Origin of the sequence: Pseudomonas antarctica, from assembly GCF_900624995.1 — a bacterium.
GTDB classification, from domain to species: domain Bacteria; phylum Pseudomonadota; class Gammaproteobacteria; order Pseudomonadales; family Pseudomonadaceae; genus Aquipseudomonas; species Aquipseudomonas antarctica.
Genome location: NZ_UYXQ01000029.1, coordinates 1 through 26,434, shown reverse-complemented (window position 1 = coordinate 26,434; position 26,434 = coordinate 1). Strand labels below are relative to the sequence as shown.

General features: G+C 60.3%; 22 protein-coding genes, 4 tRNA genes, 1 pseudogene and 1 riboswitch. Of the genes and pseudogenes, 7 read left to right on the top strand and 20 right to left on the bottom strand.

Annotated features, from left to right (window positions below; genetic code table 11):
• The first annotated feature begins 59 nt into the window (after nucleotides 1-59).
• On the top strand, nucleotides 60-3,338 hold the full coding sequence (locus tag E0F99_RS16450) for an EAL domain-containing protein (RefSeq protein ID WP_083357723.1): 3,279 nt from the start codon (nucleotides 60-62) through the stop codon (nucleotides 3,336-3,338).
• Nucleotides 3,339-3,341: 3 nt separating this feature from the next.
• Here E0F99_RS16450 and E0F99_RS16445 read toward each other — a convergent pair whose 3' ends face one another.
• From E0F99_RS16445 to uvrB, 13 genes and pseudogenes are all read right to left on the bottom strand, one after another.
• Complete coding sequence (locus E0F99_RS16445; protein ID WP_083357722.1) at nucleotides 3,342-4,625, bottom strand: hypothetical protein; 1,284 nt, start codon at nucleotides 4,623-4,625, stop codon at nucleotides 3,342-3,344.
• Between the two features lie 122 nt (nucleotides 4,626-4,747).
• Nucleotides 4,748-5,719, bottom strand: coding sequence for a hypothetical protein (locus E0F99_RS30450; protein ID WP_232000143.1), 972 nt, complete (start codon nucleotides 5,717-5,719; stop codon nucleotides 4,748-4,750).
• An 89-nt stretch (nucleotides 5,720-5,808) separates the two neighbouring features.
• On the bottom strand, nucleotides 5,809-7,248 hold the full coding sequence (locus E0F99_RS16435; RefSeq protein WP_130908821.1) for a hypothetical protein: 1,440 nt from the start codon (nucleotides 7,246-7,248) through the stop codon (nucleotides 5,809-5,811).
• A 225-nt stretch (nucleotides 7,249-7,473) separates the two neighbouring features.
• Nucleotides 7,474-8,433 carry a tRNA dihydrouridine synthase gene (locus tag E0F99_RS16430; protein ID WP_083357720.1) on the bottom strand — a complete coding sequence of 320 codons (960 nt, stop codon included), beginning with the start codon at nucleotides 8,431-8,433 and terminating at the stop codon, nucleotides 7,474-7,476.
• A gap of 55 nt (nucleotides 8,434-8,488) precedes the next feature.
• On the bottom strand, nucleotides 8,489-8,923 hold the full coding sequence (locus tag E0F99_RS16425; protein WP_083357719.1) for an acyl-CoA thioesterase: 435 nt from the start codon (nucleotides 8,921-8,923) through the stop codon (nucleotides 8,489-8,491).
• Between the two features lie 37 nt (nucleotides 8,924-8,960).
• Nucleotides 8,961-9,092, bottom strand: a pseudogene (locus tag E0F99_RS16420) (alpha/beta hydrolase); the annotation flags it as partial.
• 94 nt (nucleotides 9,093-9,186) lie between these two features.
• Entirely contained in the window at nucleotides 9,187-9,726 is a 540-nt protein-coding gene (locus tag E0F99_RS16415; protein WP_083357717.1) for a TetR/AcrR family transcriptional regulator, read from the bottom strand.
• Between the two features lie 182 nt (nucleotides 9,727-9,908).
• Nucleotides 9,909-9,984: transfer RNA gene (locus tag E0F99_RS16410), tRNA-Glu, on the bottom strand.
• A gap of 79 nt (nucleotides 9,985-10,063) precedes the next feature.
• A tRNA-Ala gene (locus E0F99_RS16405) sits at nucleotides 10,064-10,139 on the bottom strand.
• Between the two features lie 50 nt (nucleotides 10,140-10,189).
• A tRNA-Glu gene (locus tag E0F99_RS16400) sits at nucleotides 10,190-10,265 on the bottom strand.
• Between the two features lie 78 nt (nucleotides 10,266-10,343).
• Nucleotides 10,344-10,419: transfer RNA gene (locus E0F99_RS16395), tRNA-Ala, on the bottom strand.
• Nucleotides 10,420-10,566: 147 nt separating this feature from the next.
• Nucleotides 10,567-12,048, bottom strand: a complete 1,482-nt coding sequence (gene gltX, locus E0F99_RS16390) for a glutamate--tRNA ligase (protein WP_083357716.1) — start codon at nucleotides 12,046-12,048, stop codon at nucleotides 10,567-10,569.
• Nucleotides 12,049-12,265: 217 nt separating this feature from the next.
• Nucleotides 12,266-14,281 carry an excinuclease ABC subunit UvrB gene (gene uvrB / locus E0F99_RS16385; protein WP_083357715.1) on the bottom strand — a complete coding sequence of 672 codons (2,016 nt, stop codon included), beginning with the start codon at nucleotides 14,279-14,281 and terminating at the stop codon, nucleotides 12,266-12,268.
• Between the two features lie 344 nt (nucleotides 14,282-14,625).
• On the opposite strand from uvrB, the gene E0F99_RS16380 reads away from it, so the two are divergent.
• Nucleotides 14,626-15,822 carry an amino acid aminotransferase gene (locus tag E0F99_RS16380; protein WP_083357714.1) on the top strand — a complete coding sequence of 399 codons (1,197 nt, stop codon included), beginning with the start codon at nucleotides 14,626-14,628 and terminating at the stop codon, nucleotides 15,820-15,822.
• A 99-nt stretch (nucleotides 15,823-15,921) separates the two neighbouring features.
• Nucleotides 15,922-16,131, top strand: a complete 210-nt coding sequence (locus E0F99_RS16375; protein ID WP_083357713.1) for a hypothetical protein — start codon at nucleotides 15,922-15,924, stop codon at nucleotides 16,129-16,131.
• A gap of 40 nt (nucleotides 16,132-16,171) precedes the next feature.
• Here the strand turns inward: E0F99_RS16375 and ptrR are convergent, their stop codons facing one another.
• Nucleotides 16,172-17,050 (bottom strand): putrescine utilization regulator PtrR, encoded by an 879-nt coding sequence (gene ptrR / locus E0F99_RS16370; protein ID WP_083357712.1) that lies wholly within the window; start codon nucleotides 17,048-17,050, stop codon nucleotides 16,172-16,174.
• Between the two features lie 103 nt (nucleotides 17,051-17,153).
• Here ptrR and E0F99_RS16365 point away from each other — a divergent pair, with 103 nt between their 5' ends.
• A complete protein-coding gene (locus E0F99_RS16365) occupies nucleotides 17,154-18,545 on the top strand; it encodes an aldehyde dehydrogenase family protein (protein ID WP_083357711.1) in 1,392 nt (463 codons plus the stop codon).
• Nucleotides 18,546-18,610: 65 nt separating this feature from the next.
• Here E0F99_RS16365 and E0F99_RS16360 read toward each other — a convergent pair whose 3' ends face one another.
• The 3 genes from E0F99_RS16360 to E0F99_RS16350 are packed head-to-tail and all read right to left on the bottom strand — an operon-like array spanning nucleotide 18,611 to nucleotide 21,537.
• Nucleotides 18,611-19,630 carry a sensor histidine kinase gene (locus E0F99_RS16360; protein ID WP_083357710.1) on the bottom strand — a complete coding sequence of 340 codons (1,020 nt, stop codon included), beginning with the start codon at nucleotides 19,628-19,630 and terminating at the stop codon, nucleotides 18,611-18,613.
• Between the two features lie 9 nt (nucleotides 19,631-19,639).
• Nucleotides 19,640-21,106: an ATPase domain-containing protein gene (locus tag E0F99_RS16355; protein WP_083357709.1), complete on the bottom strand. Its 1,467-nt coding sequence runs from the start codon at nucleotides 21,104-21,106 to the stop codon at nucleotides 19,640-19,642.
• Entirely contained in the window at nucleotides 21,103-21,537 is a 435-nt protein-coding gene (locus E0F99_RS16350) for a hypothetical protein (RefSeq protein ID WP_232000142.1), read from the bottom strand. Before E0F99_RS16350 ends, E0F99_RS16355 begins: the two co-directional genes overlap by 4 nt.
• 118 nt (nucleotides 21,538-21,655) lie before the next feature.
• A riboswitch (cobalamin riboswitch) is annotated at nucleotides 21,656-21,848 on the top strand.
• Nucleotides 21,849-21,965: 117 nt separating this feature from the next.
• Between E0F99_RS16350 and E0F99_RS16345 the strand changes: the two genes are divergently transcribed.
• Genes E0F99_RS16345 through E0F99_RS16335 form a run of 3 tightly spaced genes read left to right on the top strand, consistent with a single transcriptional unit; the run spans nucleotide 21,966 to nucleotide 24,738 of the window.
• Entirely contained in the window at nucleotides 21,966-22,976 is a 1,011-nt protein-coding gene (locus E0F99_RS16345) for an ABC transporter substrate-binding protein (RefSeq protein ID WP_083357707.1), read from the top strand.
• Nucleotides 22,973-23,977, top strand: coding sequence for a FecCD family ABC transporter permease (locus E0F99_RS16340; protein WP_083357706.1), 1,005 nt, complete (start codon nucleotides 22,973-22,975; stop codon nucleotides 23,975-23,977). The genes E0F99_RS16345 and E0F99_RS16340 overlap by 4 nt, the downstream gene beginning before the upstream one ends.
• Nucleotides 23,974-24,738, top strand: a complete 765-nt coding sequence (locus E0F99_RS16335) for an ABC transporter ATP-binding protein (protein WP_083357705.1) — start codon at nucleotides 23,974-23,976, stop codon at nucleotides 24,736-24,738. The genes E0F99_RS16340 and E0F99_RS16335 overlap by 4 nt, the downstream gene beginning before the upstream one ends.
• Before the next feature lie 46 nt (nucleotides 24,739-24,784).
• Here E0F99_RS16335 and E0F99_RS16330 read toward each other — a convergent pair whose 3' ends face one another.
• The 3 genes from E0F99_RS16330 to E0F99_RS16320 form a co-directional block, all read right to left on the bottom strand.
• Nucleotides 24,785-25,282 carry a GNAT family N-acetyltransferase gene (locus tag E0F99_RS16330; protein WP_083357704.1) on the bottom strand — a complete coding sequence of 166 codons (498 nt, stop codon included), beginning with the start codon at nucleotides 25,280-25,282 and terminating at the stop codon, nucleotides 24,785-24,787.
• Complete coding sequence (locus E0F99_RS16325; RefSeq protein ID WP_083357703.1) at nucleotides 25,279-26,202, bottom strand: alpha/beta hydrolase; 924 nt, start codon at nucleotides 26,200-26,202, stop codon at nucleotides 25,279-25,281. Before E0F99_RS16325 ends, E0F99_RS16330 begins: the two co-directional genes overlap by 4 nt.
• Nucleotides 26,202-26,434, bottom strand: a 233-nt coding sequence (locus E0F99_RS16320; protein ID WP_130908820.1) for a TspO/MBR family protein, incomplete at its 5' end; no start/stop codon positions are given. The genes E0F99_RS16325 and E0F99_RS16320, both read right to left, overlap by 1 nt.

The window sequence follows — 26,434 nt, the reverse complement described above, 5'->3', positions numbered from 1 at the left end:
CGGCCTCAAGGTCTGATTAAAACCGCGCCGAACGCCCATTGAGCCAAGGCCCATTGATAATGCGCAACCCCGTCGATTCCGTGCCACCCCTGCCCCGCATTTACGCCTTAGACCCGCAAGAGGCGGAACAAAGCTGGGACAGCGCCCCGCAGTTGCTGGCAGCCCTCAATGCTGCCCGCCTGGGGGCGTGGTGCTGGGAAATCGACACGGGAAGGATAAGCTGGTCGCGAGGCACCCAGGCGCTGTTTGGCTTCGATCCGCGCCAGCCCTTACCCAAGGACCTGGATTACCTGGACCTGCTGGCTCCGTCGGATCGCGCGCGGGTGGTGCGCGCCTTTCACGCGGTGCTGGCGGGCGAGCCGTTTGAGCAAGCCATGCATCACCACATCCAGTGGCCGGATGGCAGCCATCACTGGCTTGAAATCAATGGCAGCCTGGCGCCGGACAAGACCGGGCGGCGCCGCATGATCGGGGTAATCCGCGAAACCACTCGCCAGCGCCAGCGCGAGCACGCCCTCAGCCACTCGGAAAAACGCTTCGCCACGCTGTTTCACCTGTGCCCCAATATGGTTCTGCTGACCCGTCAATCTGACGGCCGGATCAGTGAAGCCAACCAGTATTTCGAGATGCTCTTCGGTTGGCCGGTGGCCGATGTCATCGGCCGCACCACGCTGGACCTCGGCCTGTGGCACCACCCCGAACAGCGCGCGCTGCTGGTCAAGGCTACCCAGCGCAAGGGTGAACCGATCACCATGGAAGTGCAGTTCTGCGCCAGCAACGGACAGATCCACGATGGCACCCTCAGCGCGCAAAAAGTCGAGCTGGAAGGCGAGGCCTACTTGATCAGCACCTTCCTCGACACCACCGAACGCAAAAACGCCGAGCACGCCTTGAAAGACAGCCAGGAGCGCCTCGACCTCGCCCTGGACTCGGCGCAGTTGGGCACCTGGGACTGGCACATCCCCACCGGCATGCTTTACGGTTCAGCCCGCGCCGCCCAACTGCACGGGCTGGCGCCCGAACCATTCCACGAGTCCTTCGATGCTTTTTTTGAAGGCATGTCCGATGCAGACCGCGAGGGCATGCGCAACGCGTATCGCAGCTTGCGCGAAGGCCAGGACGGCAACTACCAGTTGACCTACCGCGTGCAGATGGAGGACGGCAGCCCACGCTACCTGGAAAGCCGCGCGCGCCTGTATCGCGACAAAGCCGGCAAACCGCTGCGCATGGCCGGCACCTTGCTGGACATCACCGAACAGGTGGAGCGCGAACAGCGCCTCACAGCCTCCGAAGAAAAGTTCGCCAGCCTGTTCCAGGCCAGCCCCGACCCGATCTGCGTCACGTGCCTGGATGGCGGCGCGTTTATCGAAATCAACCCAGCCTTTACCCTGACCTTTGGCTGGACCGCCGCCGAAGTGATTGACAAGAGCGCCGAACTGATCGGTTTGTGGGACGACACAAGCAAACGCCTGCAACGTATCGAGCAGGTGATTCGCGAGCAGGCACTGAGCAATGTGGCCATCGTGGTGCACCACAAGAATGGCCAGAGCCTGACCTGCATGATCTCCAGCCGCTTGATCAAGGTCGGCGACCAGCCCTGCATCGTCACCACCCTGCGCGACATCACCCAGCAGCAGCGCTCGGAAGCCGCGCTCAAAGCCAGTGAAGAGAAATTCGCCAAGGCCTTCCACTCCAGCCCCGACGCGATTTCCATCACCGAGCGCGACACCGGTCGTTATGTGGAGGTTAATGACGGCTTCTGCCGCCTGACCGGTTATCGCGCCGAAGAGGCCATCGGCCTGACGCTGTACCAGATCGGCATCTGGGCCGATGAAAACCAGCGCGCCGCGTTGTTGGCCGAATTACAGATCAAAGGCCGTATTCATCACCTGGAAATGCTCTGGCACAACAAACGGGGCGAATTGTTGGCGGTGGAGGTCTCGGTAGAGCCGATCACCCTGAATGAAACGCCGTGCCTGCTGCTGACTGCACGAGACGTGAGCCTGCTGAAAAACGCCCAAGCGCAAATTCGCCACTTGGCCTATCACGACCCACTGACCAACCTGCCTAACCGCGCCTTACTGATGGACCGCCTGAGCCAGCAGATCGCCCTGCTCAAGCGCCATAATCTGCGCGGTGCGCTACTGTTTCTCGACCTTGACCACTTCAAGCACATCAACGATTCCCTCGGCCATCCGGTGGGCGACACGGTGCTTAAAATCGTCACCGCGCGCCTGGAAGCCAGTGTGCGTATGGAGGACACGGTCGCACGCCTGGGTGGCGATGAGTTTGTGGTGCTGCTCAGCGGCCTGGAAGGTACTCGGACGCAAGTCAGCGCCCAGGTGCAGGAACTGGCCGACACCCTGCGCGAATTGCTCTCGGAACCGATGTTTCTCGACGGCCAACGGTTACAGGTCACGCCGAGCATTGGCGTGGCGCTGATTCCGGACCATGGTTCCACCCCGGCGGACCTGCTCAAGCGCGCCGACATTGCGCTCTATCGGGCCAAGGACTCGGGGCGCAACACCACGCAGATGTTTCACAGCAGCATGCAGAAAACCGCCAGCGAACGCCTGCGCATGGAGACCGACCTGCGCCTGGCGCTGTCACGCGGTGAGTTCAGCGTGCATTACCAACCTCAGGTGGATGCGCGCGGTAACCGTATCATCGGCGCCGAAGCCTTGGTGCGCTGGCAGCACCCGCAACTGGGCGCGCAGTCACCCACCGAATTTATCAAGGTGCTGGAGGACAGTGGCCTGATCCTGGAAGTCGGCACCTGGATTCTGGATGAAGCCTGCGGCGCCTTCGCGCAGTTGATTGCCGAGGGCCTGGTGGACCCGCTGAATTTCAGCCTGTGCGTGAATATCAGCCCTCGGCAGTTTCGCCAGAATGATTTCGTGGAACGGGTGGAACGCAGCCTGCAACTCCACAAGCTGCCCTATAGCTTGCTGAAACTGGAAATTACCGAAGGCATCGTGATCCAGAACTTGGACGACACCGTGGCCAAGATGCGCCGCCTGAAAAAGCTCGGCGTGAGTTTCGCCATGGATGACTTCGGCACTGGCTACTCGTCGCTGACCTACCTCAAGCGCCTGCCGGTGGATGCGCTGAAGATCGACCAATCCTTTGTGCGCGACGCCACCCACGACCCCAACGACGCCGAAATCATCCGCGCCATTGTGGCCATGGCGCGCAGCTTGAACCTGGACGTAATCGCCGAAGGCGTCGAAACCCCGGAACAACTGGCGTTCCTGCAAAAGCTGGGCTGCCATGTGTTCCAGGGGTATTTGCATAGCCGGCCATTGCCACTCGAGGGGTTCAGGCGCTTGCTGGGGTAACCGTCATGCCAGTTTCAATGCGTGAAACCCGGTGTTCATCCATCGCGATGACGCCAAGTCCTGCTTTTGCCCATAGTAATCAAGCGACCCGTTGACCACCGCGACTGAGTGTAGATTGTCCCCCAGCGTGCCGATCGCTCCCTGGGCCAGTTCATCGAGCGTACTGTTGCGTATATAGCCAAACAACCCTAGCCGCCGAAGCGCCTCGCCTGGCGCCTCGCCGTCGTTAAGGGTGTCCAACGCCTTCTCAAAGCTTTTCCCGGCGCGAAAGTCGTTGTTTTCCTTCTGCGCACGTTTGGCACTGACCGCGTACAAAAAGATGGCGTAATTGAGAAGCTTCGAACTACTGCCATGGAAGTTCGACGCGGCGGCAGCTTTGTTCAGTTCCTCATGGGTCACCTGCAGCGAGTAGGCATCCCTCATGACCACCTCAAAGCCGTCCCGGGTGACCTGAATGCGCTCAAAGATTCCCTTGGGATCCTGCCAGAACCGAATGATGGCCGCCTTGATCGCCGATACCGTCACGCAATTGTTTTGCTCGCCTTGATAAAAACCGTCCCATATCTGCGCGGGCGACATGCCGGACATTATATCGTTGACCTTTCGGGCGTCGTCGACAGGGCCCGGCTTGTCGTCGAACAAGACATAGCCGTAACCTCGATCCACCTTACTTTGCTCACCGTACTGATGTTTGACGCCCTCTGTAACCAATGCCGAGCCAAAGTTATGTGTCTCCAGGACTCCCACCGCCCCCTTGGCCGCCATGTCACTCGACGAAACGGATTGAGAAAGGCCGTACATCCCCATGCCCTGCAGACACCGCTGGGTGGTTTCACCCTCCAGCGTCTTTGCCAGCGCGGCTGAAAATGTCGGGAACCCCCCTGTCACTTGCTTGCGCTTTACAAAGGCCGCAAACACAACGTTGGCGTCCTTTACCGCACCGGCATCCTTTCCACTGAAGCGTGAGGCTTGCGTGGCCCGCTTCAGTTCCTGGTGAGACAGCTGCACCTTGAAATCGTCCTTCATGGTGATGTGATACCCATCACCGGCGGCGGTCAGCGCTTTGAACATGCCTGCCGGATGTTGACCAAAAGTCTGCATCATCAACTTGATGACCGCCTCGTGGGTGCTGGTGTCAAAACTCTCACCAAATTGCCTTTTCCCCGCATTGAATGCCCGGGTGACATCCGCAGGTTTTTCCCCTACTGGCTTTGACGAAAACACTGAAGCCGCGCCGCCCTGCACTTTGGCCGTCGCGCCTGGATAATTACTGACTGTGATATTCATTCACTGATTTCCTGATACTTATTGAAACGATAACCTGCAAAAAATGCAGTCTGGGGAAACGCTGCCTTAGATCGAGTCGCCCCCCCCCTGACGGCATCGCCCATGGGCAAGCGCATCAACAACTACACAAGCGCTATGGCGTCACCCCAGTAGGGTGCCGAGCCCTTACGACCCCATATCTCTTCGCGGCCATTGATAACGGCCACCGAATGCCCTCTCCGGTTGCACATGCCCAATTGCCCACGAGCGAGCTCATGGACCGAAACCGTCCTCATATGCTTGCGTAACCCCAGCCGCAAAAAGGCCTCCCCCGGGCCGCGCTCATCCTCTCCATCATTCAAGCTGCGAATGGCAGCCTGATAACTCCTAGCCGCAAAGCCATCGTTGTTTTCCATCTGGGCGCGCTTGGCACTGACGGCAAAGAGAAATTGCGCGTCCTTGACCATCCCCTCATCCCGCCCTTTGAACCTGGCGTTTCGCGCACCGTAGGCCAGCTCTTTATCGGTCAGGAGGACCTTAAAGCCATCGCGCATCTGCACGAGATAACCGTCATTAAACTTGGCCACCTGCTGGTATATATCCGTGGGGCTTTGGCCGAACCGATACATCGCTGCCTTTATTGCCGATACCGTCACGCAGTTACCGTCCGGGCCCTGACGGAACCCACCCCAAATATCGTCTGGCTTTGCACCGCCACGTTTGCTTGATAGCCCTGAGATGTCGGCTTCGGCGTTTGGCTTGAATGCCAGCGTGTCAGGTTCCAACGTTGGACTGAACGGCGGTACCAGCTCGCGTTTAACACGGTGGGGGTTAACAGGGCAGGGTTCATCCTGTTCACCCGATATTAAACTACGTAACTGAGTAACTAACGAAGCAAACAGAGCGAGCAGCGTATTAGCCGTTTTGGCTTGTCTGCCGACCGCCAACCTGTCCACTGGCCCACGGGCGTTCGAAATACAACGACGCGAGTAAGTCGCTTGTCTATTACGTTTTAGTGGTGCAGGAAGTTCATGACTGACAGCAAGCATATCAACGCCGACTGCCTGCTTTATATCCATGGCACGCACGATATCTCTTATTAGATAGTGAGACATATGTTCCCCCCTCAGCAGGCACCTCGTCGCAGATGTAGAGCCGAAGAAGTGCCCGCACTGCTTAAGAACTTAAATCGAGATCGGGATTATCAGGACCTGAACACTGACGGGGTATTGAACCGCCAATCCCCTTGCTCAAAATAATCTTCTGCCGGGCCTGGGCTGGTTAATGGCAGGACGGGGGGCTCAGGCACTGGCCTTGGCGCGCCAGGCTGGAGGTCCTGCTTGACCTCACGCTTGACGGTCTGCGTCACCTCATGATGATGATCTGCCTTGGCCTCATCTTCGGCTTTGGGTGTCTCGCCAGGCTGGAGCTCCCGCTCGACCAGGCGCTTGACGGTCTGCGTCACCTCATGATGATGAGCTGCCTTGGCCTCATCTTTGGCTTTAGGTGTTTCGCCGGGCTGGAGCTCCCGCTCGACCAGGCGCTTGACGGTCTGCGTCACCTCATGATGATGATCTGCCTTGGCCTTATCTTCGGCTTTGGGTGTTACGTCAATCTTGGCATCCGGCTGCGCAAGCGCATCGGGAATGGACACGAAGTCCGTCGCCAGCCTCGGCTTTAACCCGCCCAGCGGAGAAACCCTCGTATCCGGACAGTGACAATTGACGTTAACGTGCACATTGATGTTTGCCTTGGCGTCGCTGGTCACGGTGCCGTCAGGTTTAGTCGTCGTTGGGTATGACACCGTCAAGCTCTTCTGACGGACGTCATGGTTCACTACCGGAAGCTCACTTAGTTGCGGTTTCACGGGCGGCTGAGGCACGTCCCGTGTTGTTGGCAGTTTGCCTGCATCTGGAAAATCCAACTGTTTGCCTGCGTCAGTTTTAACCTGCAAACCGTCTGCACCCTGCAAATTCACGGGTTTACCTGCCTCAGGTTTTCCCAGCAATTTACTCAGATCCTGCATACCCAGCGGCTTAACGGGGTCAGATTCCCCCAGCAACCGGCCGGCACCCCGCAGATTCGCCTGCCTACCTGCGTCAGGTTTTGCCGGCAACTTATTACCCAGATCCCGCAGCGGCTTGCCGGCCTCAGCGTTCGCCGGCAAATTGCGCTCCTGCGGTGTACCTTCCGGTGATTTGCCTAAGTCAGGCAATCCCGCCGGCATTAAATCTTTCCCGGCAACCATTTCACGTATGGTTTTGAAGATTTGCTCAAGCATGTCAAATAACTTAGCCAGCGCAGCGCCAGGAATCATGACTTCATTGGGTGAGAACCGGGAGTTGTCAATGCGCAGTGGCGTATTGCTGACACTTGCACCTGGGGCATGCGCATTCGCGCTTTCACTGGACATCGATGACGACCCCGCGCTTCGATCAAAGGCGGACGCATCAACTTTCACGAACGATGGGTTATTAACCGATAGAGACATTAGCAGTTCCTTATTCAACATAGCCTGAGCCCGTAAACAGGTGAAGGCATTGATTGTTTTATTCGCTGGAAACAACAGCACTGCTTCACAGTCACTACCTTCGTGGAAAGTTAGGCTATTGAGTTCCGAAAATCGGCCTTCATATAAGGACACCAATGGGCTTTATCAGACTTTGCCGCCTAGACTTTTACGACCGGGCCTTGATTCAAGCCGCTGTCGACTGCCAATAATCGTCACACCCGTTAATACACTGCAAAAATGCAATTAACCGACAATATAAAAACACCTATTGGCCGATTTTTTGTGCTAAATCGCGAGCGCAAAAAAGGGCGCTCGTGGCGCCCTTTTCCGGTGAACTGTAAAACCGACTTAACCGTCTCAGGCAGCGACGGGGTGTGACATGCCCAGCAGACGGCTGACTTGATGCAGATCCGTCTCGCGGCGCAAGGCTGTAAACAGCACCACCGCCTCGGGGTAGTTGCGGGTCAGCATCGCCAGCCACTGCTTCAAACGGCCCGGTGCCTGCTTTTCAGTCAGTTGTGCCACCGACTGGGTCCAGAACGCCTGAAGCATCGGCTGCATTTGCGCCCAGGTCATTTCGACCACGTCTTCTCCTGCCTTCGCCGCCACAATCTGCCGCGCCAGGTCGGGACGCGCCACCAAGCCACGGCCAAGCATGATGTCTTCAGCGCCGCTGACTTCGCGGCAACGTCTCCAGTCGTCGACACTCCAGATATCGCCATTGGCGAACACCGGCACCTTGACCACATCCTGTACCCGTGGGATCCACTCCCAGTGAGCTGGCGGCTTGTAGCCATCGGTTTTGGTGCGCGCATGCACGACGATGTGCGCTGCACCGCCCTCGGCCAACGCTGTAGCGCATACCAGCGCACCATCCGGGCTATCGAAGCCCAGGCGCATCTTGGCGGTCACCGGGATATGTGCCGGGACGGCACGCCGCACATGCTCGACGATCTGATTAAGCAGCTCCGGCTCCTTGAGCAGGACCGCACCGCCGCGAGACTTGTTAACAGTCTTGGCTGGGCAACCGAAGTTGAGGTCGATCACTTGTGACCCCAATTCGCAGGCCAGCGCGGCATTTTCCGCCAGGCACACCGGGTCGGAGCCCAGCAATTGCACGCGCAGCGGCACGCCTGCTGCGGTGTGGGCACCGTGCAGCAGCTCCGGGGCGAGCTTGTGGAAATAGGCAGGGGTGAGCAGGCGGTCGTTGACGCGGATGAACTCGGTCACGCACCAGTCAATACCGCCCACGCGGGTCAGCACATCGCGCAGGATGTTATCGACCAACCCCTCCATGGGCGCTAAAGCAATTTGCATGGAAAACACTCAACAAAAATCGTGGCGCAGTTTACTGGGTTTCCCACACTAAACGTTAACCCCCTGTCAGCGCAGGACCATAACCCTCGAGAAATTCGGCCGGCATGCGCTTGGGCTTGCCGCTGGACAGCTCGATACACACAAAGGTGGTTTGCGCGCGCAGCAGGGTCACACCGTCGCGAGGGCGCACCAGCTGGAAGCGACGGGTCATCTTCAAGCGCTGGTCCCAGTCGACGATCCAGGTGGCCAGTTGCAGCTCGTCGCCCTCATAACCTGCCGCCAGGTAGTCGATCTCATGGCGTACCACCGCCATGGCGCGGTCGAGGCGGCGGTACTCGGTGAGGTCCAGCCCCAGGCGCTGGGAATGGCGCCAGGCGCAACGCTCCAGCCAGGACACGTACACCGCGTTATTGGCGTGCCCCAGGCCGTCGATGTCTTCAGCGCCGACCTGCAGATCGATGATAAATGGCGTTGCCAAATCCCAGCCCATGCCTTACTCCCGTCGCTTAATGTCGACGGGAAGTGTATCAGGCGGTCTGCCGCGCCTGTAAACGGCGGCCCGCCAGCAGCACCAACACGGCATTGATCACCCGAGGGTCAGCCAGGACCTTTTGGTGGCCACCCTGCTCCAAGCGCAGCAGGCGGCTGTCGAACCAGGCGCAACTTGCTGGCCACCGTGCGCGGCGCCAAGCGGCCGACGGTGCCATTAAAGCCACGGATCCAGGTTAATGCGCCCATCCTGCGACTCCTTTTTCAGCGCACCGCCGACTTGGCTGCACGCAATACACGGTCGGACAACTCACCCGGCCCAAGGGCGCGAGCCAAGGCCAGGCCACCGATCATCAACGCCATGTCGGCCAGGGCCTTGTCGGTGTCTTCAGGGCTGGCGGCCAGCTGGGCGGCCATTAACTCCGTATGTTCGTTAAGCGCCTGGCGAAACTCATCCGGCAGGCGACTCATCTCGCCCACAGTGGCCGGTATCGGGCAGGCTTGGTCGGTCGAGTCACGGTGCTTGCGCGACAGGTAAAACGCCGCTACCAGGCCTCTGCGCTCCTCACCGGTGAGCTGCGCGTCCATGTCGTCAATCGAGGCGCGACGCCGGGCCAACAGTTGCGTGAAGGCCTCCAGCATCAACGCGTCTTTGCTTTCAAAGTGCGCGTAGAAACCACCGACCGTAAGCCCTGCCGCGCCCATGACTTCGCCGACACTCGGCTCAGCCGGACCACGCTGGATCAACGCCGCGCTGGCGGCCTGCAAAATGCGTTCGCGGGTTTGCGCTTTTTTATCGCTCATCGTTGCCTCCGTCTCTCATGGGTTGAATATTATTACCATAATAATATTTGGCAAGCGACAGGCATGACCGCTGGTCAGGACGGAAAATTTTAATTGAGGAGGGGATTGGCCAAACGCCGGACAAACAAAAGGGCCATTCAATAATTGAATGACCCTTAAAAATCCCGCAGAGCGGGTAATCGTGGCGTCCCCTAGGGGACTCGAACCCCTGTTACCGCCGTGAAAGGGCGGTGTCCTAGGCCACTAGACGAAGGGGACACAAACCTTCTATACAACGTGATCAGGCTGAGTCTGATCAGTTCAAGGACGGTGTGGCCGCAACCTTGAACGTGTAAATTGGTGGAGCTAAACGGGATCGAACCGTTGACCTCTTGCATGCCATGCAAGCGCTCTCCCAGCTGAGCTATAGCCCCGGATTTTTCGTCTCGCGACGCAGCAGACCTTTCGAGCTGCTTGTTGAAACTGGCGTCCCCTAGGGGACTCGAACCCCTGTTACCGCCGTGAAAGGGCGGTGTCCTAGGCCACTAGACGAAGGGGACAAAACCTTCTGTACAACTGATCAGAGCTGAGACCTGATCAATTCAAGTACGGTGTGGCCAGACCTTGAACCTGTAAATTGGTGGAGCTAAACGGGATCGAACCGTTGACCTCTTGCATGCCATGCAAGCGCTCTCCCAGCTGAGCTATAGCCCCTCATCGGTGAGGACGGGGCGAATCTTAATGGCGGTTTGATAGGCTGTCAAATTTATTTTCAACAATTTTCAAAATTTTTTGCCGGGATAACAATCACTTACCGTTAAAACCCCGGAAAACCGGGGTTTTATCGTTACCGCAGGTTGCTCAGGCGATAGCGCCCAGCAGCTTTTCCCACTCTTTGTTTTCTTTCTTCGATACACCACCAAGCAAATCAAGGGCTTGGCGCAGACGGAAACGCGTCAGGTCCGGGCCGAGAATTTCCATCGCATCGAGCACCGACACCGAACTGGCCTGCCCGGTAATCGCAGCAAACATCAGCGGCATGGCATCGCGCAATTTCAGTTCCAGGGACTCGACCACCGCCTGAATCGTCGCGGTGATCGCATCCTTCTCCCACTGACGCAAGCTTTCGAGCTTCCACAGGATCAACTGCATCAACTGGCGAACCTGGTCACCCGAGAGCTTTTTGGATTCAAACAGCTTGGCGTCCGGGTTCACGCCACCGGCAAAGAAGAAGCTGGCCAACGGAGCGACCTGGCTGAATGTCTCCACCCTGCCCTGCACCAGCGGCGCGATCTTCATCATGTACTCGGGGTTCAACGCCCACTGCTGCACGCGGCGGGCGAATTCTTCCACCGGCAGGTCACGCAGCCATTGGCCGTTGAGCCACGACAGCTTCTCGATGTCGAAGATCGGCCCGCCCAGGGAGACGCGGGACAGGTCAAAGTTATCGACCATTTCCTGCAGCGAGAACTTCTCGCGCTCGTCCGGCATCGACCAGCCCATGCGGCCCAGGTAGTTGAGCATCGCTTCGGGCATGAAGCCCATGCGCTCGTAGAACGTTACCGACGTCGGGTTCTTGCGCTTGGACAGCTTGCTCTTGTCCGGGTTACGCAGCAGCGGCATGTAGCACAGCTGCGGCTGCTCCCAGCCGAAGTATTCGTAGAGCAGGATCAGTTTAGGCGCTGAAGGCAGCCACTCTTCGCCGCGCAGCACGTGGGTGATGCCCATCAGGTGGTCGTCGACCACGTTGGCCAGGAAGTACGTCGGCAGCCCGTCGGTCTTCATCAGCACCTGCATGTCCATGCGGTCCCACGGGATCTCGACGTCACCGCGCAGCATGTCCGGCACCACGCACACGCCTTCGCTCGGCACTTTCATGCGGATAACGTGAGGCTCGCCAGCAGCCAGGCGCTGGGCTACTTCTTCTTTAGAAAGCAGCAGCGCGCGGCCATCGTAGCGCGGGGTTTCGCCACGCGCCTGTTGCTCGGCGCGCATCTGGTCCAGTTCTTCCGCGGTGCAGAAGCACGGGAAGGCATGGCCCATGTCGACCAATTGCTGGGTGTACTGCTTGTAGATGTCGCTGCGCTCGCTCTGGCGATACGGGCCGTGCGGGCCACCAACGTCCGGGCCTTCTGCCCAGGTAATGCCCAACCAGCGCAACGCATCGAAAATCTGCTGTTCCGACTCACGGGTCGAACGCAGTTGATCGGTGTCTTCGATCCGCAGGATGAATTCACCGCCGTGCTGCTTGGCAAAGCAGTAGTTGAACAAGGCGATGTAGGCAGTGCCGACGTGGGGATCCCCAGTAGGCGATGGCGCAATGCGCGTGCGGACGGTGGTCATGGCAGGTCTCGAGTGGGCGATAAAGCTGAAAATTGAAACAAGGGGCGAATGGTAACAGCCTGGGGTGCTTGGGCTCCAGCGTGGGTGATTCTGGTGGACCGCGGTGCCGCCCTTCGCGAGCAAGCCCGCTCCCACAGTTGACCGATTCCCTGCATGAGAATGCGGTCGAATGTGGGAGCGGGCTTGCTCGCGAAGAGGCCATCACAGCCTCTACATATCAAACAGCCAACAACCGCTCCCGCAGCTTGCCGATCTCATCGCGCGTCTGCGCCGCCGCTTCAAACTCAAGATCCCGAGCCAGCTGGTACATCTTCTCTTCCAACTGCCGAATACGTTTGGTGATCTCACTCGGCGAGCGCAATTCGTTCTCGTACTTCGCGCTTTCTTCGGCGGCCTTGGCCATGCCCTTGCGTTTCTTGCTGCGCGAGCCGGGCACGGTGGCGCCTTCCATGATGTCGGCGACATCCTTGAAGACACCTTTGGGGATGATGCCGTTCTCCAGGTTGTAGGCAATCTGCTTGTCACGGCGGCGCTCGGTCTCGCCAATTGCCCGCTCCATAGAGCCGGTGATGCGGTCCGCGTAGAGAATCGCGCGGCCATTGAGGTTACGCGCCGCCCGGCCGATGGTCTGGATCAGCGAGCGCTCGGAACGCAAGAAGCCTTCCTTGTCGGCATCGAGGATCGCCACCAGCGATACTTCCGGCATGTCCAGCCCTTCGCGCAGCAGGTTGATGCCCACCAGCACGTCAAAGGTGCCCAGGCGCAGGTCGCGAATAATCTCGACACGCTCCACGGTGTCGATGTCCGAGTGCAGATAGCGCACGCGCACGCCATGGTCGGCCAAGTAGTCAGTCAAGTCTTCGGACATGCGCTTGGTCAGCGTAGTCACCAGCACCCGCTCTTCCAGGGCGACGCGCTTGGTGATTTCCGAGAGCAGGTCATCAACTTGGGTCAGCGCCGGGCGGATCTCGATTTGCGGGTCAACCAAACCGGTCGGGCGCACCAGTTGCTCAATCACGCGGCCCGCATGTTCGGCTTCGTAGTTACCCGGTGTGGCCGAGACGAAGATCGTCTGCGGGCTGATGCTTTCAAACTCGTCAAAGCGCATCGGCCGGTTATCCAGCGCCGACGGCAGACGGAAGCCGTATTCCACCAGGGTTTCTTTACGCGAGCGGTCGCCTTTGTACATCGCGCCCACCTGCGGCACGCTGACGTGGGATTCGTCGATCACCAGCAAGGCGTCGTCCGGCAGGTAATCAAACAGAGTGGGCGGCGCCTGCCCGGATTCGCGCCCCGAGAGGTAGCGCGAGTAGTTTTCGATGCCGTTGCAGTAGCCCAGCTCGAGGATCATCTCCAGGTCGAAACGCGTGCGCTGCTCCAGGCGCTGGGCTTCCACCAGCTTGTTGTTGGCGCGCAAATACTCTAGGCGCTCGACCAACTCGCCCTTGATGCCTTCAATGGCGCCCATCAGGGTTTCGCGCGGGGTCACGTAGTGGCTTTTCGGGTAGAAGGTGAAGCGCGGCAGCTTGCGGATCACCTCGCCGGTCAACGGGTCGAAGGCCGACAGGCTCTCGACTTCATCGTCAAACAGCTCGATGCGGATCGCTTCCAGGTCGGATTCCGCCGGGTAGATGTCGATCACATCGCCGCGCACACGGAAGGTGGCGCGGGCAAAGTCCATGTCGTTGCGGGTGTACTGCAAACTCGTCAGGCGCCGCAGCAGCTCGCGCTGGTCGAGTTTGTCGCCGCGATCAACGTGCAACACCATCTTCAGATAGGCTTCGGGGCTACCCAGACCGTAGATGCACGACACCGTAGTGACGATGATCGCGTCCTTGCGCTCCAGCAGCGCCTTAGTCGCTGACAGCCGCATCTGCTCGATATGGTCGTTGATCGACGCATCCTTCTCGATGAAGGTATCGGACGACGGCACGTAGGCTTCGGGCTGGTAGTAGTCGTAGTAAGAAACGAAGTACTCCACCGCATTGTTCGGGAAGAACGCCTTGAACTCGCCGTACAGCTGCGCGGCCAGGGTCTTGTTCGGCGCCAGCACCAAGGTCGGGCGATTGATCTGCGCAATCACGTTGGCGATGCTGAAGGTCTTGCCTGAACCGGTCACCCCGAGCAGCGTCTGGTGCGCCAGGCCGGCTTCGATGCCCTCGACCATCAGGCGAATGGCTTCGGGTTGATCGCCGGCGGGTTCAAAGCGGGTGACGAGCTGGAAATCCGACATAACGTACCTCGTGAAGTCACCCCGGGCCTACAGCCGCCAAGGACGAAAATAACTCAGCAACCCACGAATAATCATCGCAGGTTGCAGGAAAAAACCATGATAACTGTAGAAGTGGTGCCGAATGTGGCGGGTTTCAAGGCAGTCGTCCTATCTGCCGTCCTGGCCCTATGCTGCAATAAGACTAACGGTCGGCAAATAAACCGAAAAACTTGGCTTAAAAGCCGTTTCGGCTGTCGCCCTCAGCCGTTATGGCCTCTATACTAGCTCCCCGTTTGTGCACCGCTCTAGTGCATTCGGCTGGAGCGCGACACGTCCCTCCATTCCCCCATAGAGCTGCCGCAAAAATGAGCCTGTTCTCCGCTGTCGAAATGGCACCACGCGATCCAATCCTGGGCCTCAACGAAGCATTCAACGCCGATACACGAACCACCAAGGTCAACCTTGGCGTGGGCGTTTACTGCAACGAGGAGGGGAAGATTCCACTCTTGCGTGCCGTTGCCGAAGCGGAAGCCATTCGCGTGGCGCAACACGCCGCCCGTGGCTACTTGCCGATCGACGGCATCGTCGCTTACGACCAGGCCGTGCAAAAGCTGCTGTTCGGCGCTGACTCGCCGCTGCTGAGCGCCGGCCGTGTCATTACCGCGCAAGCAGTCGGCGGCACCGGGGCACTGAAAATCGGCGCGGACTTCCTCAAGCAACTGCTGCCCAACGCCGTCGTTGCCATCAGCGACCCGAGCTGGGAAAACCACCAGGCGCTGTTCGAAAAAGCCGGCTTCCCGGTGCAGACCTATCGCTACTACGACGCCGCTACCCACGACGTTAACCGTGCCGGCCTGCTCGAAGACCTCAACGCCCTGCCGCCACAGTCCATCGTGGTACTGCACGCCTGCTGCCATAACCCGACCGGCGTCGACCTGAGCCCGGCCGACTGGCAACAAGTGCTGGACGTGGTCAAGGCGAAAAACCTCGTACCGTTTCTCGACATGGCTTACCAGGGCTTCGGCGACGGCATCCACGAAGACGCCGCTGCGGTACGCCTGTTCGCTGAGTCGGGCTTGACCTTCTTTGTGTCCAGCTCGTTCTCCAAGTCGTTCTCGCTGTACGGCGAACGTGTGGGCGCGCTGTCGATCGTCAGCGAATCCAAGGAAGAAAGCGCGCGCATCCTGTCCCAGGTCAAACGCGTTATCCGCACCAACTACTCCAACCCGCCGACCCACGGCGCGGCGATCGTGGCTGCCGTGCTGAACAACCCCGAGCTGCGCGCCCAGTGGGAAGCCGAACTGGCCGAAATGCGCCTGCGCATCCGTGGCATGCGTGAGCAGATGGTCGCCGAACTGGCCAAGGCTGCCCCCGGCCACGACTTCAGCTTCGTCGGCCGCCAGCGTGGGATGTTCTCCTACTCCGGCCTGACCGTTGAGCAAGTCACGCGCTTGCGCACCGAGTTTGGTATCTACGCGCTCGACACTGGCCGCATCTGTGTGGCGGCGCTGAACCAGGCGAACATAGGTGCGGTGACAAAGGCGATTGTCCAGGTTCTATAACCCTGCCAGCGTCATGTGAAGGGGAAGCCGCCGGCTTCCCCTTTTTATTGGCGAACACACTAGACTGAACCCCGACTGCCCCTTTGCTGTGAGAGCCTTATGAGAAACGACGACCTGGACCTGCGCGCCGACCGCGACGAACTGCATGACTACACCCCGCGCGCGCCGCAAGCCAAGCGCCAGAAAAGCCTGGTGTTGCAAGTGGCGCTCGGTGTGTTCCTCGGAGGCTTGGCGCTATGGTTGGTGCAGGTGGGCGCAACCGCCATCATGGCCAAACTGGCGATGGGCACCCTGCAATTCGGCGGCTGATGAGGATCAAAATGTGTAAGGGGGCTTGCTCCTTCCCACATTAGAACCGTGGTGATTCCAGAACGCGCTCTTCCAGAAGCTTCACAAAACTGTTCAAACTCTGCGACACCGTGCCACGGCGCCAGATCAGCCAGGTGTTCAGAATGCGGAACGCGTCGCTCAACGGCCACACACTCACCGCCGTAAACCCCGGCATGCTCTCCAGCATGCTGCGCGGCATCAGCGCCAGGCCGGCCCCGGCGCTGACGCAGGCGAGCATGCCGTGGTAGGACTCCATCTCGAAAATCTTGCCCGGCACCGCGCCGTCCTGTGAGAACCAGCGTTCGAAGTGATGCCGATACGAGCAGTTCGAGCGAAACGTATAGATGCTCTCCCCCGCCACATCCTGCCCGCGCGTGATCGGCGCGTGGTGCAGCGGTGCGATCACCACCATCTCTTCCTCAAACACTGCCACGCCCTCCAGCGTCGCATGCAGCACCGGCCCATCGACAAACGCCGCCGCCAGGCGCCCCGATAACACGCCCTCGATCATCGTGCCCGACGGCCCGGTGCTCAGGTCCAGCTCGACCTTGGTGTGCTTCTGGTTGTACGCCGCAAGCAACGCGGGGATACGCACCGCCGCCGTGCTCTCCAGCGAGCCCAGGGCAAAGGCGCCCTGGGGCTCCTCGCCCGCCACCGTGGCGCGGGCTTCTTGCACCAAATCAAGAATACGCCGCGTATAGCCGAGGAAATTCCACCCGGCCGGTGACAGACGCAGGCGGCTTTTCTCGCGGATAAACAGCTCCACGCCCAAGTCCTGCTCCAGTTGCTTAATACGCGTGGTCAGGTTCGACGGCACGCGATGAATCAACTGCGCGGCCGCGCTGATGCTGCCTTGTTCGGCAACGGCCTTGAAGATTTCCAGCTGCACCAAGTCCAAGTCATTCTCCAATCGTGAATGTATTGCTTAATATTATTCAGTTTCCAGAAAACATACATCCCCGTAGGCTCAATCCATTCCATTCATTCAGCCGGACGGTGCCATGAACGCTATTACTCACCAGACCCACGCCTTGTCGATCAACCCCGCCAACGGCGAAACAGTCGCCAGCTACCCCTACGAAACCGAGGCGCAACTGGACGCCGCGCTCAACCGCGCCAGCGCTGCCTTCCGCACTTGGCGCCGCCAGCCGGTGAGCCAACGCGCCGAATGGCTGCTGGCCTTGGCCGCTGCCCTGCGTGATCAAGCCGAGGACATGGCGCAGATGATCACCCTGGAAATGGGCAAACCCATCGCCCAGGCGCGTGCCGAAATCGAAAAATGTGCGCAACTCGCCGAGTGGTATGCCGCCCAAGGCCCGGCCATGCTGGCGCCAGAACCGACGTTGGTGGACAACGGCAGCGCGCAGATCGAATACCGCCCGCTGGGCCCGATCTTCGCCGTAATGCCGTGGAACTTCCCGGTGTGGCAAGTGCTGCGCGGTGCAGTGCCAACCCTGCTGGCCGGTAATACCTACGTGCTCAAACATGCACCCAATGTGATGGGCAGCGCCTACCTGATCCAGCAAGCGTTCCAGAAAGCCGGTTTCGCCGAAGGCATTTTTGAAGTGGTCAACGTGAGGAACGACGGCGTCTCCCAGGCCATCGCCGACCCGCGCATCGCCGCCGTCACCCTCACCGGCAGCGTACGCGCTGGCATCGCCATCGGCTCACAGGCTGGCGCGGCGCTGAAGAAATGCGTGCTGGAATTGGGCGGTTCCGACCCGTTCATCGTACTCAATGACGCCGACCTTGAAGCCGCCGTACAGGCCGCCGTGATCGGCCGCTTCCAGAACAGCGGCCAAGTCTGTGCAGCCGCCAAGCGCCTGATCATCGAAGAAGGTGTGGTGGACGCCTTCACCGCCAAATTCCTCGACGCCAGCCGCGCGTTGGTGATGGGCGACCCGACTGCGACCAGCACCTACGTCGGCCCAATGGCCCGCTTCGACCTGCGCGACGAGCTGCATGGCCAGGTCCAGGCCACCTTGGAAGAAGGCGCGACCCTGTTGCTGGGCGGCAACAAAGTCCCCGGCGCCGGCAACTACTATGAGCCGACCGTGCTGGCCAACGTCACCGCCCAAATGACCTCGTTCAAACAGGAACTGTTCGGCCCCGTGGCCTCGATCATCACCGCCCGCGATGCCGACCACGCCGTGGCCCTGGCCAACGACAGCGAGTTCGGCCTGACCGCCAGCATCTTCACCACCGACTCGGCCAAGGCACGGGATATCGCCAACCAGCTGGAAACCGGCGGGATCTTCGTCAACGCCTTCAGCGTGTCAGACCCTCGGGTGGCGTTTGGCGGCGTGAAAAAAAGTGGCTTTGGGCGGGAGTTATCGCACTTTGGCTTGCGCGAATTCTGTAATGCACAGACGGTTTGGCTGGATCGCAAGTAAGCCAAATCATTCTGTGGCAAGCAGGCTCGCCACAACAGGCTCGCTCGCCACAGGGATGGCGCTAATCAGGCATTCAACAACGGCAACGTCACCACAAACTCACTGCCACAGCCCTTGCCCTTGCTGAGGGCGGTGACCTTGCCGCCATGCGCCTCCACCAGCTCGCGAACCACCGTCAAGCCAATCCCCAACCCGGAACCGTTAAAGCCGATGGCGTGCTCGTCCTGCACATAAGGGTCAAAGATCAGCGGCAACGCCTTGGCCGAAACGCCGATGCCGTTGTCACAAATACTGATCCTCAGCTCGTCCGTTGCGATGACAGACAGCACAATCCGACCGCCAACTGGCGTGTACTTGGCCGCATTGGCCAACAGGTTATGCAGGATTTGCGCAAGGCGCCCCGGGTCACCACTGAGCATCAAGCTGTAATCAGGCAGATGAGCATCGAACTGCTGCTTTTTCGCGCGCATCACCGGGCCGCACGCATCAATGGCGCTTCTGAGGATCTGCAGCATGTCGACATCACGTCGCTCGATACGCAGCTTGCCGGTGCTCACACGGGACACGTCCAGCAAGTCGTCCACCAACTGCGAAATATGCTGCACCTGACCGTCAATCAGCTCACGCATGCGCGGCAGTTGGTCGCTCGGCAGACGGACCATGCGCTCGGCGATCATGCTGATCGGCGTTAACGGGTTGCGCAGCTCATGCGCGACCATCGCCAGAATGCTTTTCTGCTGGCCCAGCGCACGCTCAGCGGTTGCCTGCAGGTCTTGAGCGCTGAGCGCCGCGATCACCAACTGGGCATTCGCCTCGCGAAGCTCCTGGTACAAACGCTGCTCTTCAAGCCGCGGCGGGGTTAGCGCATCGGATTGCGCAAGGAGGATCGCCAGTACCAGTTGCTGATTGGCCTCGATCACCTGCTCAACCTGCTGGGTATCCACCAGACGGCTGCTGGCTTCACTCAATTGCTGCTGCAGAGCGGCGAGCACGGCACGCGCCTCAACGGTTTTTTGGCCAAGCAGGAAGAGTTCGTGAGCGGCAGTGGTCAACTCACTTTCATTCTTGCCGCCGGTTTCGCTCATGAGCCAGGCTCACACATGTTTGTCTCCCACCAAAACCTGCTTGGTCGGTCGGCCGCCCAACAACCCTTCCTGCTCGGGCAACATGTCGCGAATCTGCAAGCCGTTATCGTCGATGTGGTACTGGCGCAACTGATCGGAATGGGCACTGGCGCGCACCTTGACCACGGCCATGATGCGCAACAAACGGCTCTCTACTTCGATATAACGCTGCACAATGATCGCGTCAGTCAAAAACGCAGTGCCATAGGGGCTGAAACGCAGGTCGGTGTAACGGTCTTCAAGCTCCGAGGTCATCAATACGCTGACCCCGGCAACGGCCAGCGCGGTGACCATACGCGACAGCGACTCGCGAAAATCTGCACGAAACGTTGGCGCCAACGCCAGTTCAAAGCCCGACAACGAATCAATCACCACGCGGGTGGCGTTCAAACGGCTGATCTCGCCCAGCAGCAATTGCACGATTTCATCGATGGACAGGTCCGGCGCGCGGCTGTCCACCAGGCCCACCTGCCCATTCTTGATCAACTCGGCCAACTTGGGGTTTTGCGAATGGTTGGGCCGTTGCTCAAACACCGCAATCACCCCGGTTTCACCGTTGCGCGCGCCTTCGGCCAGAAAGGTTGCCGCCAAGATGCTCTTGCCCGAGCCCGAGGGCCCGGCCACCAGCAGCGAATAGCCACGAGGCAAGCCGCCGCCGAGCATCTCATCGAGTGCCGGCACGCCCATTTTCAGGCGAGTGATCGGGAACGTCGACGGTGCTTCAATTAAACGATTGATGGCGGCCGGCGGGAACACGTTGATCCCCGTGGTGGCAATACGGAAGGTGTGCAGCCCCGGCAATGTCGGTTGGCCGCGCATCTTCATGATTTCCATCTTGCGCACCATCGAATTGCGCTCGACGCTCTGGCGCAGCCAAATCAGGCCGTCGGCCACGGTGAAGATCGGGTTGGTGTCGGTCTCAGTGAAATACTCGCCGATCAGGAAGGTCGTCGCCTGCCACGTGGTCATCAACATGCCCAGTTGCTGGATAAACTGCGGCAGGTTGTTGTTCGGGTTGTGCTGGGTCTGACTGGCCAGCACCACGGAGCGGAAAGAGTCGACGAACACCAGTGACGGCGAATGCGCTTCGACCTCGCTGACAATACGCCGCAATACCTCGTCCAGGTCCCCGGCCAGGGTGTCGTCGGCCAGGTTGATATAGCGAATCGACCGGTTGATCGCTTCGTCGTCGAAAAAATCGAATTGCTGCTGGTAACGCAGCATTTTCAGCGGCGGCTCACCGAGGACGGTAAAGAACAGCGCGGGACGCTCCGGCGTGGCCAGGGCAAACATCATCTGGTGCGCGAGGGTGGTTTTGCCACAGCCTGGTGGGCCTGCGATCAGGTTGAACGAAAACTCCGGCAGGCCTCCGCCCAGGACCTCGTCCAGTCCTGGCACACCGGTGGCCAGACGGTTGATAGTCACTTTGGTGCTCATGGCGAAATTTCCTGCGAAGAGGTGTCGCTCGAAGAAGGCTGCCACACGTCAACCAGCAGACGTGCGGTGAGTGAAGGCCCGACCAGCGTGGTCAGAAGCTCGTAGAGGGTTGTCAGCAACACCTCACCGAAAAACAGCGCATCGGTTTCGTTCTGCTCGACGAGTACGGATTTGAGGGCAATCAGGTCCATCGCGGCCGGCACACTGTCATAGGTGCCAGCCAGGCGTGGATGGGTCGAGACGCACAAATGGAAGCTGCGGCGATACAGCGCGACAACCCCCTGCTGGCCGATAATGGGCGTAAGTGCTGAGCCCATATCCTGCAAAATCGACACAATCGCCTTGGCGATGCTTGCCGTGTCAGCGTGCGGGCCAACACGGTGCGCCAGAGAAGCTACGATCCGGCGGCTCTCTTCGCTAAGCGTGGGCATGTCTGACTAATATCTGATGAACAGAGATCGATGGTACACCCTCTGTCGCAAGATAGAGACCCCACAGACAGTGGCAGATCAAATGGGCGCGGATGAGGCTCCCCCTGCCTGCCACGATCGACTACCATACCGCGCCGGTTCCCGAACGGGACTAATAGGGAATCCGAAGCGCAGCCCCTGCGCCAATCGGAACTGCCCCCGCAACTGTAGGTGCTGAGCCTGCTCCACATCGCCACTGGGCATTGCCCGGGAAGGCCGGAGCGTGGCGATGACGCATCAGTCAGGAGACCTGCCGGCCCAGCAACCATTACTAACCGGCGGGGTGTCCGGGAAGGACATCCGTGCCCTGCCCTATCGGCAGCATCCGAGGTGTATTTCCACGCCGTACCGCCCCTGTTTTCACGTACGGTTCACACGGAGATTGCCCCATGCTGCCACGCGTTAGCGCTTTGTTCACTGGCCTGGGCTTTTGTGCCCTGGCCCACGCAGCGCCTACTCAGTACCCGCTGACACTGCAGAACTGCGGCAGTACCCTGACCTTCCAGCAAGCACCTGCGCGCAGCGTGACCATCGGCCAGGCCGCCACCGAAATGCTTTACGCCTTAGGCGTGGGCGACAACGTGGTTGGCACGTCACTGTGGTTCAACCGCGTATTGCCGCAGTACAAGGCGCAAAACGACAGTGTCGAGCGCTTGGCCGACAACGAGCCGAGTTTCGAAGCGGTCATCGCCAAACGCCCGCAACTGGTGGCCGCCGAACTGGAATGGGTGGTTGGCCCACAAGGCGTGGTGGGCACCCGCGAGCAATTTCACGAACTGAAAATCCCCACCTACCTGCTGCCCTCCGACTGCGAAGGCAAAGACAACCTGGTGGGCGCCGACGGCACGCGGCTTGAGCCGTTTCGCATCGACACGCTCTATAAAAGCATCCGCCAGTTGGCCGAGATCTTCGACGTACAGGCTCGCGGTCAGCAACTGAACGACGAGCTCAAGGCACGCCTGGCCAAATCCGTCGCCACCGCGCAAGGCAAAGGCCTCAAACAGGCCAGCGCGCTGGTGTGGTTCTCCAGTTCCGAGATGGCCAGCGACCCGTATGTGGCCGGCCACAAGGGCATTCCCGAATTTATGCTCGAAACCCTGGGCCTGCACAACGTGGTGCAGTCCGATGAGGAGTGGCCCGCCGTTGGCTGGGAAACTCTCGCCAAGGCCAACCCGACCTTCCTGGTGATCGCCCGCATGGACCGCCGCCGCTACCCAGCCGACGACCATGAAAAGAAACTCGCCTTCCTGCGCAGCGACCCCGTCACACGCAACATGGACGCGGTGAAAAACAACCGCATCATCATTATTGACGCCCTGGCGCTGCAAGCCAGCATTCGCATGTTCGACGGACTGGAACAACTGGCCGGCGCCATCGACGGCTACGATCGGCCTAAATGATGCGCACCCTACTCGCCCTCGCGCTGCTGTTGCTCGCCCTACTCGCCGGCGTGGCCATCGGCGAAACGGCCATCGAGCCGCAGGTGGTGTTGCACGTACTCGCCAATAAACTGTGGGCCGCCGGCTACGTGCTGGACCCGATCGACGAGGGCGTGGTGTGGAACTACCGCCTGACCCGCGCCCTGGTTGCCGCTGCGTGTGGGGCCGGGCTGGCCACCTGCGGGGTGCTTTTGCAGTCGTTGCTGCGTAACCCATTGGCCGACCCTTACCTGCTGGGTATCAGCGCCGGGGCCTCGACCGGCGCGGTGCTGGTCGCACTGCTCGGCGTGGGCGGCGGGTTGATTTCGCTGTCGGCCGGCGCATTTGTCGGGGCCATGGCGGCCTTTGCCTTGGTGATCTTGCTGGCACGCGCCAGCGGTTCATCCAGCGGCACCGGGCAGATCATCTTGGCAGGCATCGCCGGCTCGCAACTGTTCAATGCCCTCACCGCGTTCCTGATTACCAAGTCGGCCAGTTCCGAACAGGCGCGCGGCATCCTGTTCTGGCTGCTGGGCAACCTCAGCGGTGTGCGTTGGCCGTCGGTGTGGCTGGCGGTGCCGGTAGCGGTTGCAGGGTTGGCGGTGTGCCTGTGGCACCGTCGCGCGCTGGATGCGTTTACCTTCGGCACCGATTCAGCGGCATCGCTGGGCATTGCGGTGCGCCGCGTGCAGTTTGTGCTGGTGGGCTGCGCGGCGCTGGTGACGGCGGTGATGGTGTCGATTGTCGGCTCCATCGGCTTTGTCGGGCTGGTGATCCCCCACGCCGTGCGCCTGCTGGTCGGCACCGGGCATTCACGGTTGCTGCCGGCCAGCGCCTTGGGCGGTGCGCTGTTTTTGATTGCCGCCGATGTGCTATCGCGCACCTTGATCAAGGGCCAAGTGATCCCGGTCGGTGTGGTGACGGCGTTGGTGGGCGCACCGGTGTTTGCACTGATTTTGATCGGCCGGAGGAATGCTCGATGACGGTGCTGAGTTGCACGGGCCTGGGCTTCAAAGTACGTGAGGCCGAGTTGCTGCGCGATGTTCACCTTGAGGTTCAATTGGGCGAAACCTTAGGCATCGTCGGCCCGAACGGTTCCGGCAAATCCACCCTGCTTAAACTGCTCGCCGGCTTGCGTACGCCCGGCAGCGGCGAAGTGCGCTTGGGCGGCGAACGCCTGGGCGACCTGTGCCGGCGCGCCATCGCCCAACAGCTGGCGGTGGTGGAACAACAAGCCGACACCGACGACGCCATCCGCGTGTTCGACGCCGTGGCGTTGGGCCGCACGCCGTGGCTGTCGGCGCTGAGCCCGTGGGCCGCCGAGGACGACGCCATCGTCAACCAGGCGCTGCATGACGTGGACGCCGCACACCTGAGCAAACGCGCGTGGCGCAGCCTCTCCGGCGGCGAACGCCAGCGCGTGCACATCGCCCGCGCCCTGGCTCAACGGCCACAGATTTTGTTGCTGGATGAACCGACCAATCACTTGGATATCCAGCATCAACTGGCAATTTTGAAAGGCGTGCAGGCGCTGCCGGTGACCACGCTGATTGCGCTGCACGACCTCAACCAGGCGCTGACCTGTGACCGCTTGGCCGTGCTGGATCACGGGCGGCTGGTGGCGTTGGGCACGCCGCTGGACGTGCTGACACCTGAGCGGTTGCAGGACACGTTTGGTGTGCAGGCGCATTACCTGACGGACCCGTTTGATGGGGCACAGATATTGCGGCTGCGCTCAAACTGAGGAGCCCCAGTCAGCCTCTATCCTGTGAAGGCCAGCCTTCACAGCGCTATAGGTGCCGCTGCATATGCGTCGTCCGCCACACCGGATCGGCTTCAACATCGACAATTTCAAACCCCTGCCGAAGCCAGAATTCAATAGCCCCCGCGAGAAACGGATGGGTATGCAGGTAAACCACTTCGATCCCATTGACCCGTGCCTGCGCCTCCAGCGCGCGGTACAACTGACCCGCCACACCAAAACGGCGGAACGTTGGCAGTACAAACAGGCGCACCACTTCCACCGTTTTAAGGCCTTGGTAATCCAATTGGGAGAAACGACCGTCATAGGGCAAATAGCCGATGGCGGCGACGATTCGGCCTTCGGCGCGGGCGATCAGGAAGTGGCCGTCGCCGTGAAGGTAGACCGTCTCGAACCGCGCCAGATCGTCCGGCATGCCGGTGGCGCTGAGTGTGGGGAAAAGCTCAGCCCGCGCCTGCAAGACAAAGCTCAGTACCTCTGAGATATCGCTGGGGCCGACCACCTCAATGATGGGTCTCTCGCTCATAGTCGCTGGCCTATCCAGGCCCGGCTGTAAGCCAGCACGCTGTGCGCCATCGCCACCGGAAAATGAATAAACCCATGGGCAGATTCCGCTAACAGGTGTGCTTCAACCTGCGCCTGCGCGCCCCACCGCTCGGCGATCAACACCGTGTCATCCATGAGTGGGTCCAATGCCCCGACAAACATCAACGCCGGCGGCAACCCCGTAAAATCGCCATACAACGGCGACAACGGAGGCTGCCGGCGCTGTTCATCACTCAGCCCGGGCGTCAGCCTACGCAAGGCCTCGACCATCCCCGGCCCGTCCAGCAGCAATGTGTCCGGCCCCGCGGCGCGCACACTCGGCGTGCCGGTCAAATCATAAACCCCGTAATACAACACCGCCCCGCTCACGCGTCTGAGCAGATCCGGCCATTGCTTGAGCGCCAGCAACGTCGCCACGGCCAGGTGCCCACCGGCGGATTCACCCACCACAAACACCGGCAAGTCGGCAAACTCCGGGCAGTCGCCCAACAGCCAGCGCGCGGCGGCCAGACAGTCCTCCATCAGCCCCTCAACCGGCGTATCGACCGCCAGGCGATAATCCACCGACACCACCGCCACATCGCAAGCGCGTAGCATGCCCAGGTTGAGGTCATCGTCCATCTGCGCATTGCCGATCACCCAGCCGCCACCGTGGATATCCAGCACCACGCCCTTGGCCTTGCCCGACGGGCGCAGGATGCGCACGGGCACGCCGCTCACCTGCCGAGTCTGAGCGGCAGGCGCGCTCTTGAGTGATTGAATGACGCGCAGCAGCGCCTGGATCACACGCGGAGTGACCCGATTGCGGATTTTAAAGCGCGGCAGCCAAGCGAGTTTCTTGTTGAAACGCCGCATCTCGGCCAGCTCGGGCTCGCTGGCAGGCCAACGTTTGTAGGCCATCAGCGGTTATTACGCAAAATCGAGAAATTCAGCGCCGCCGCCACACACAGCCACGCCAGATAAGGGAACAGGATCAACCCGGTGATCACATCCAGGCGCACGGCCAACACCACCATCGCCGCGACGGTGATCCACAGCAGCACAATAATCACCATCCCCGCGAAGAGCCGGTGCGCCCCGAAGAACACCGGTGTCCACAGCGTGTTCAAGGCGATTTGCGCAGCCCACAAGG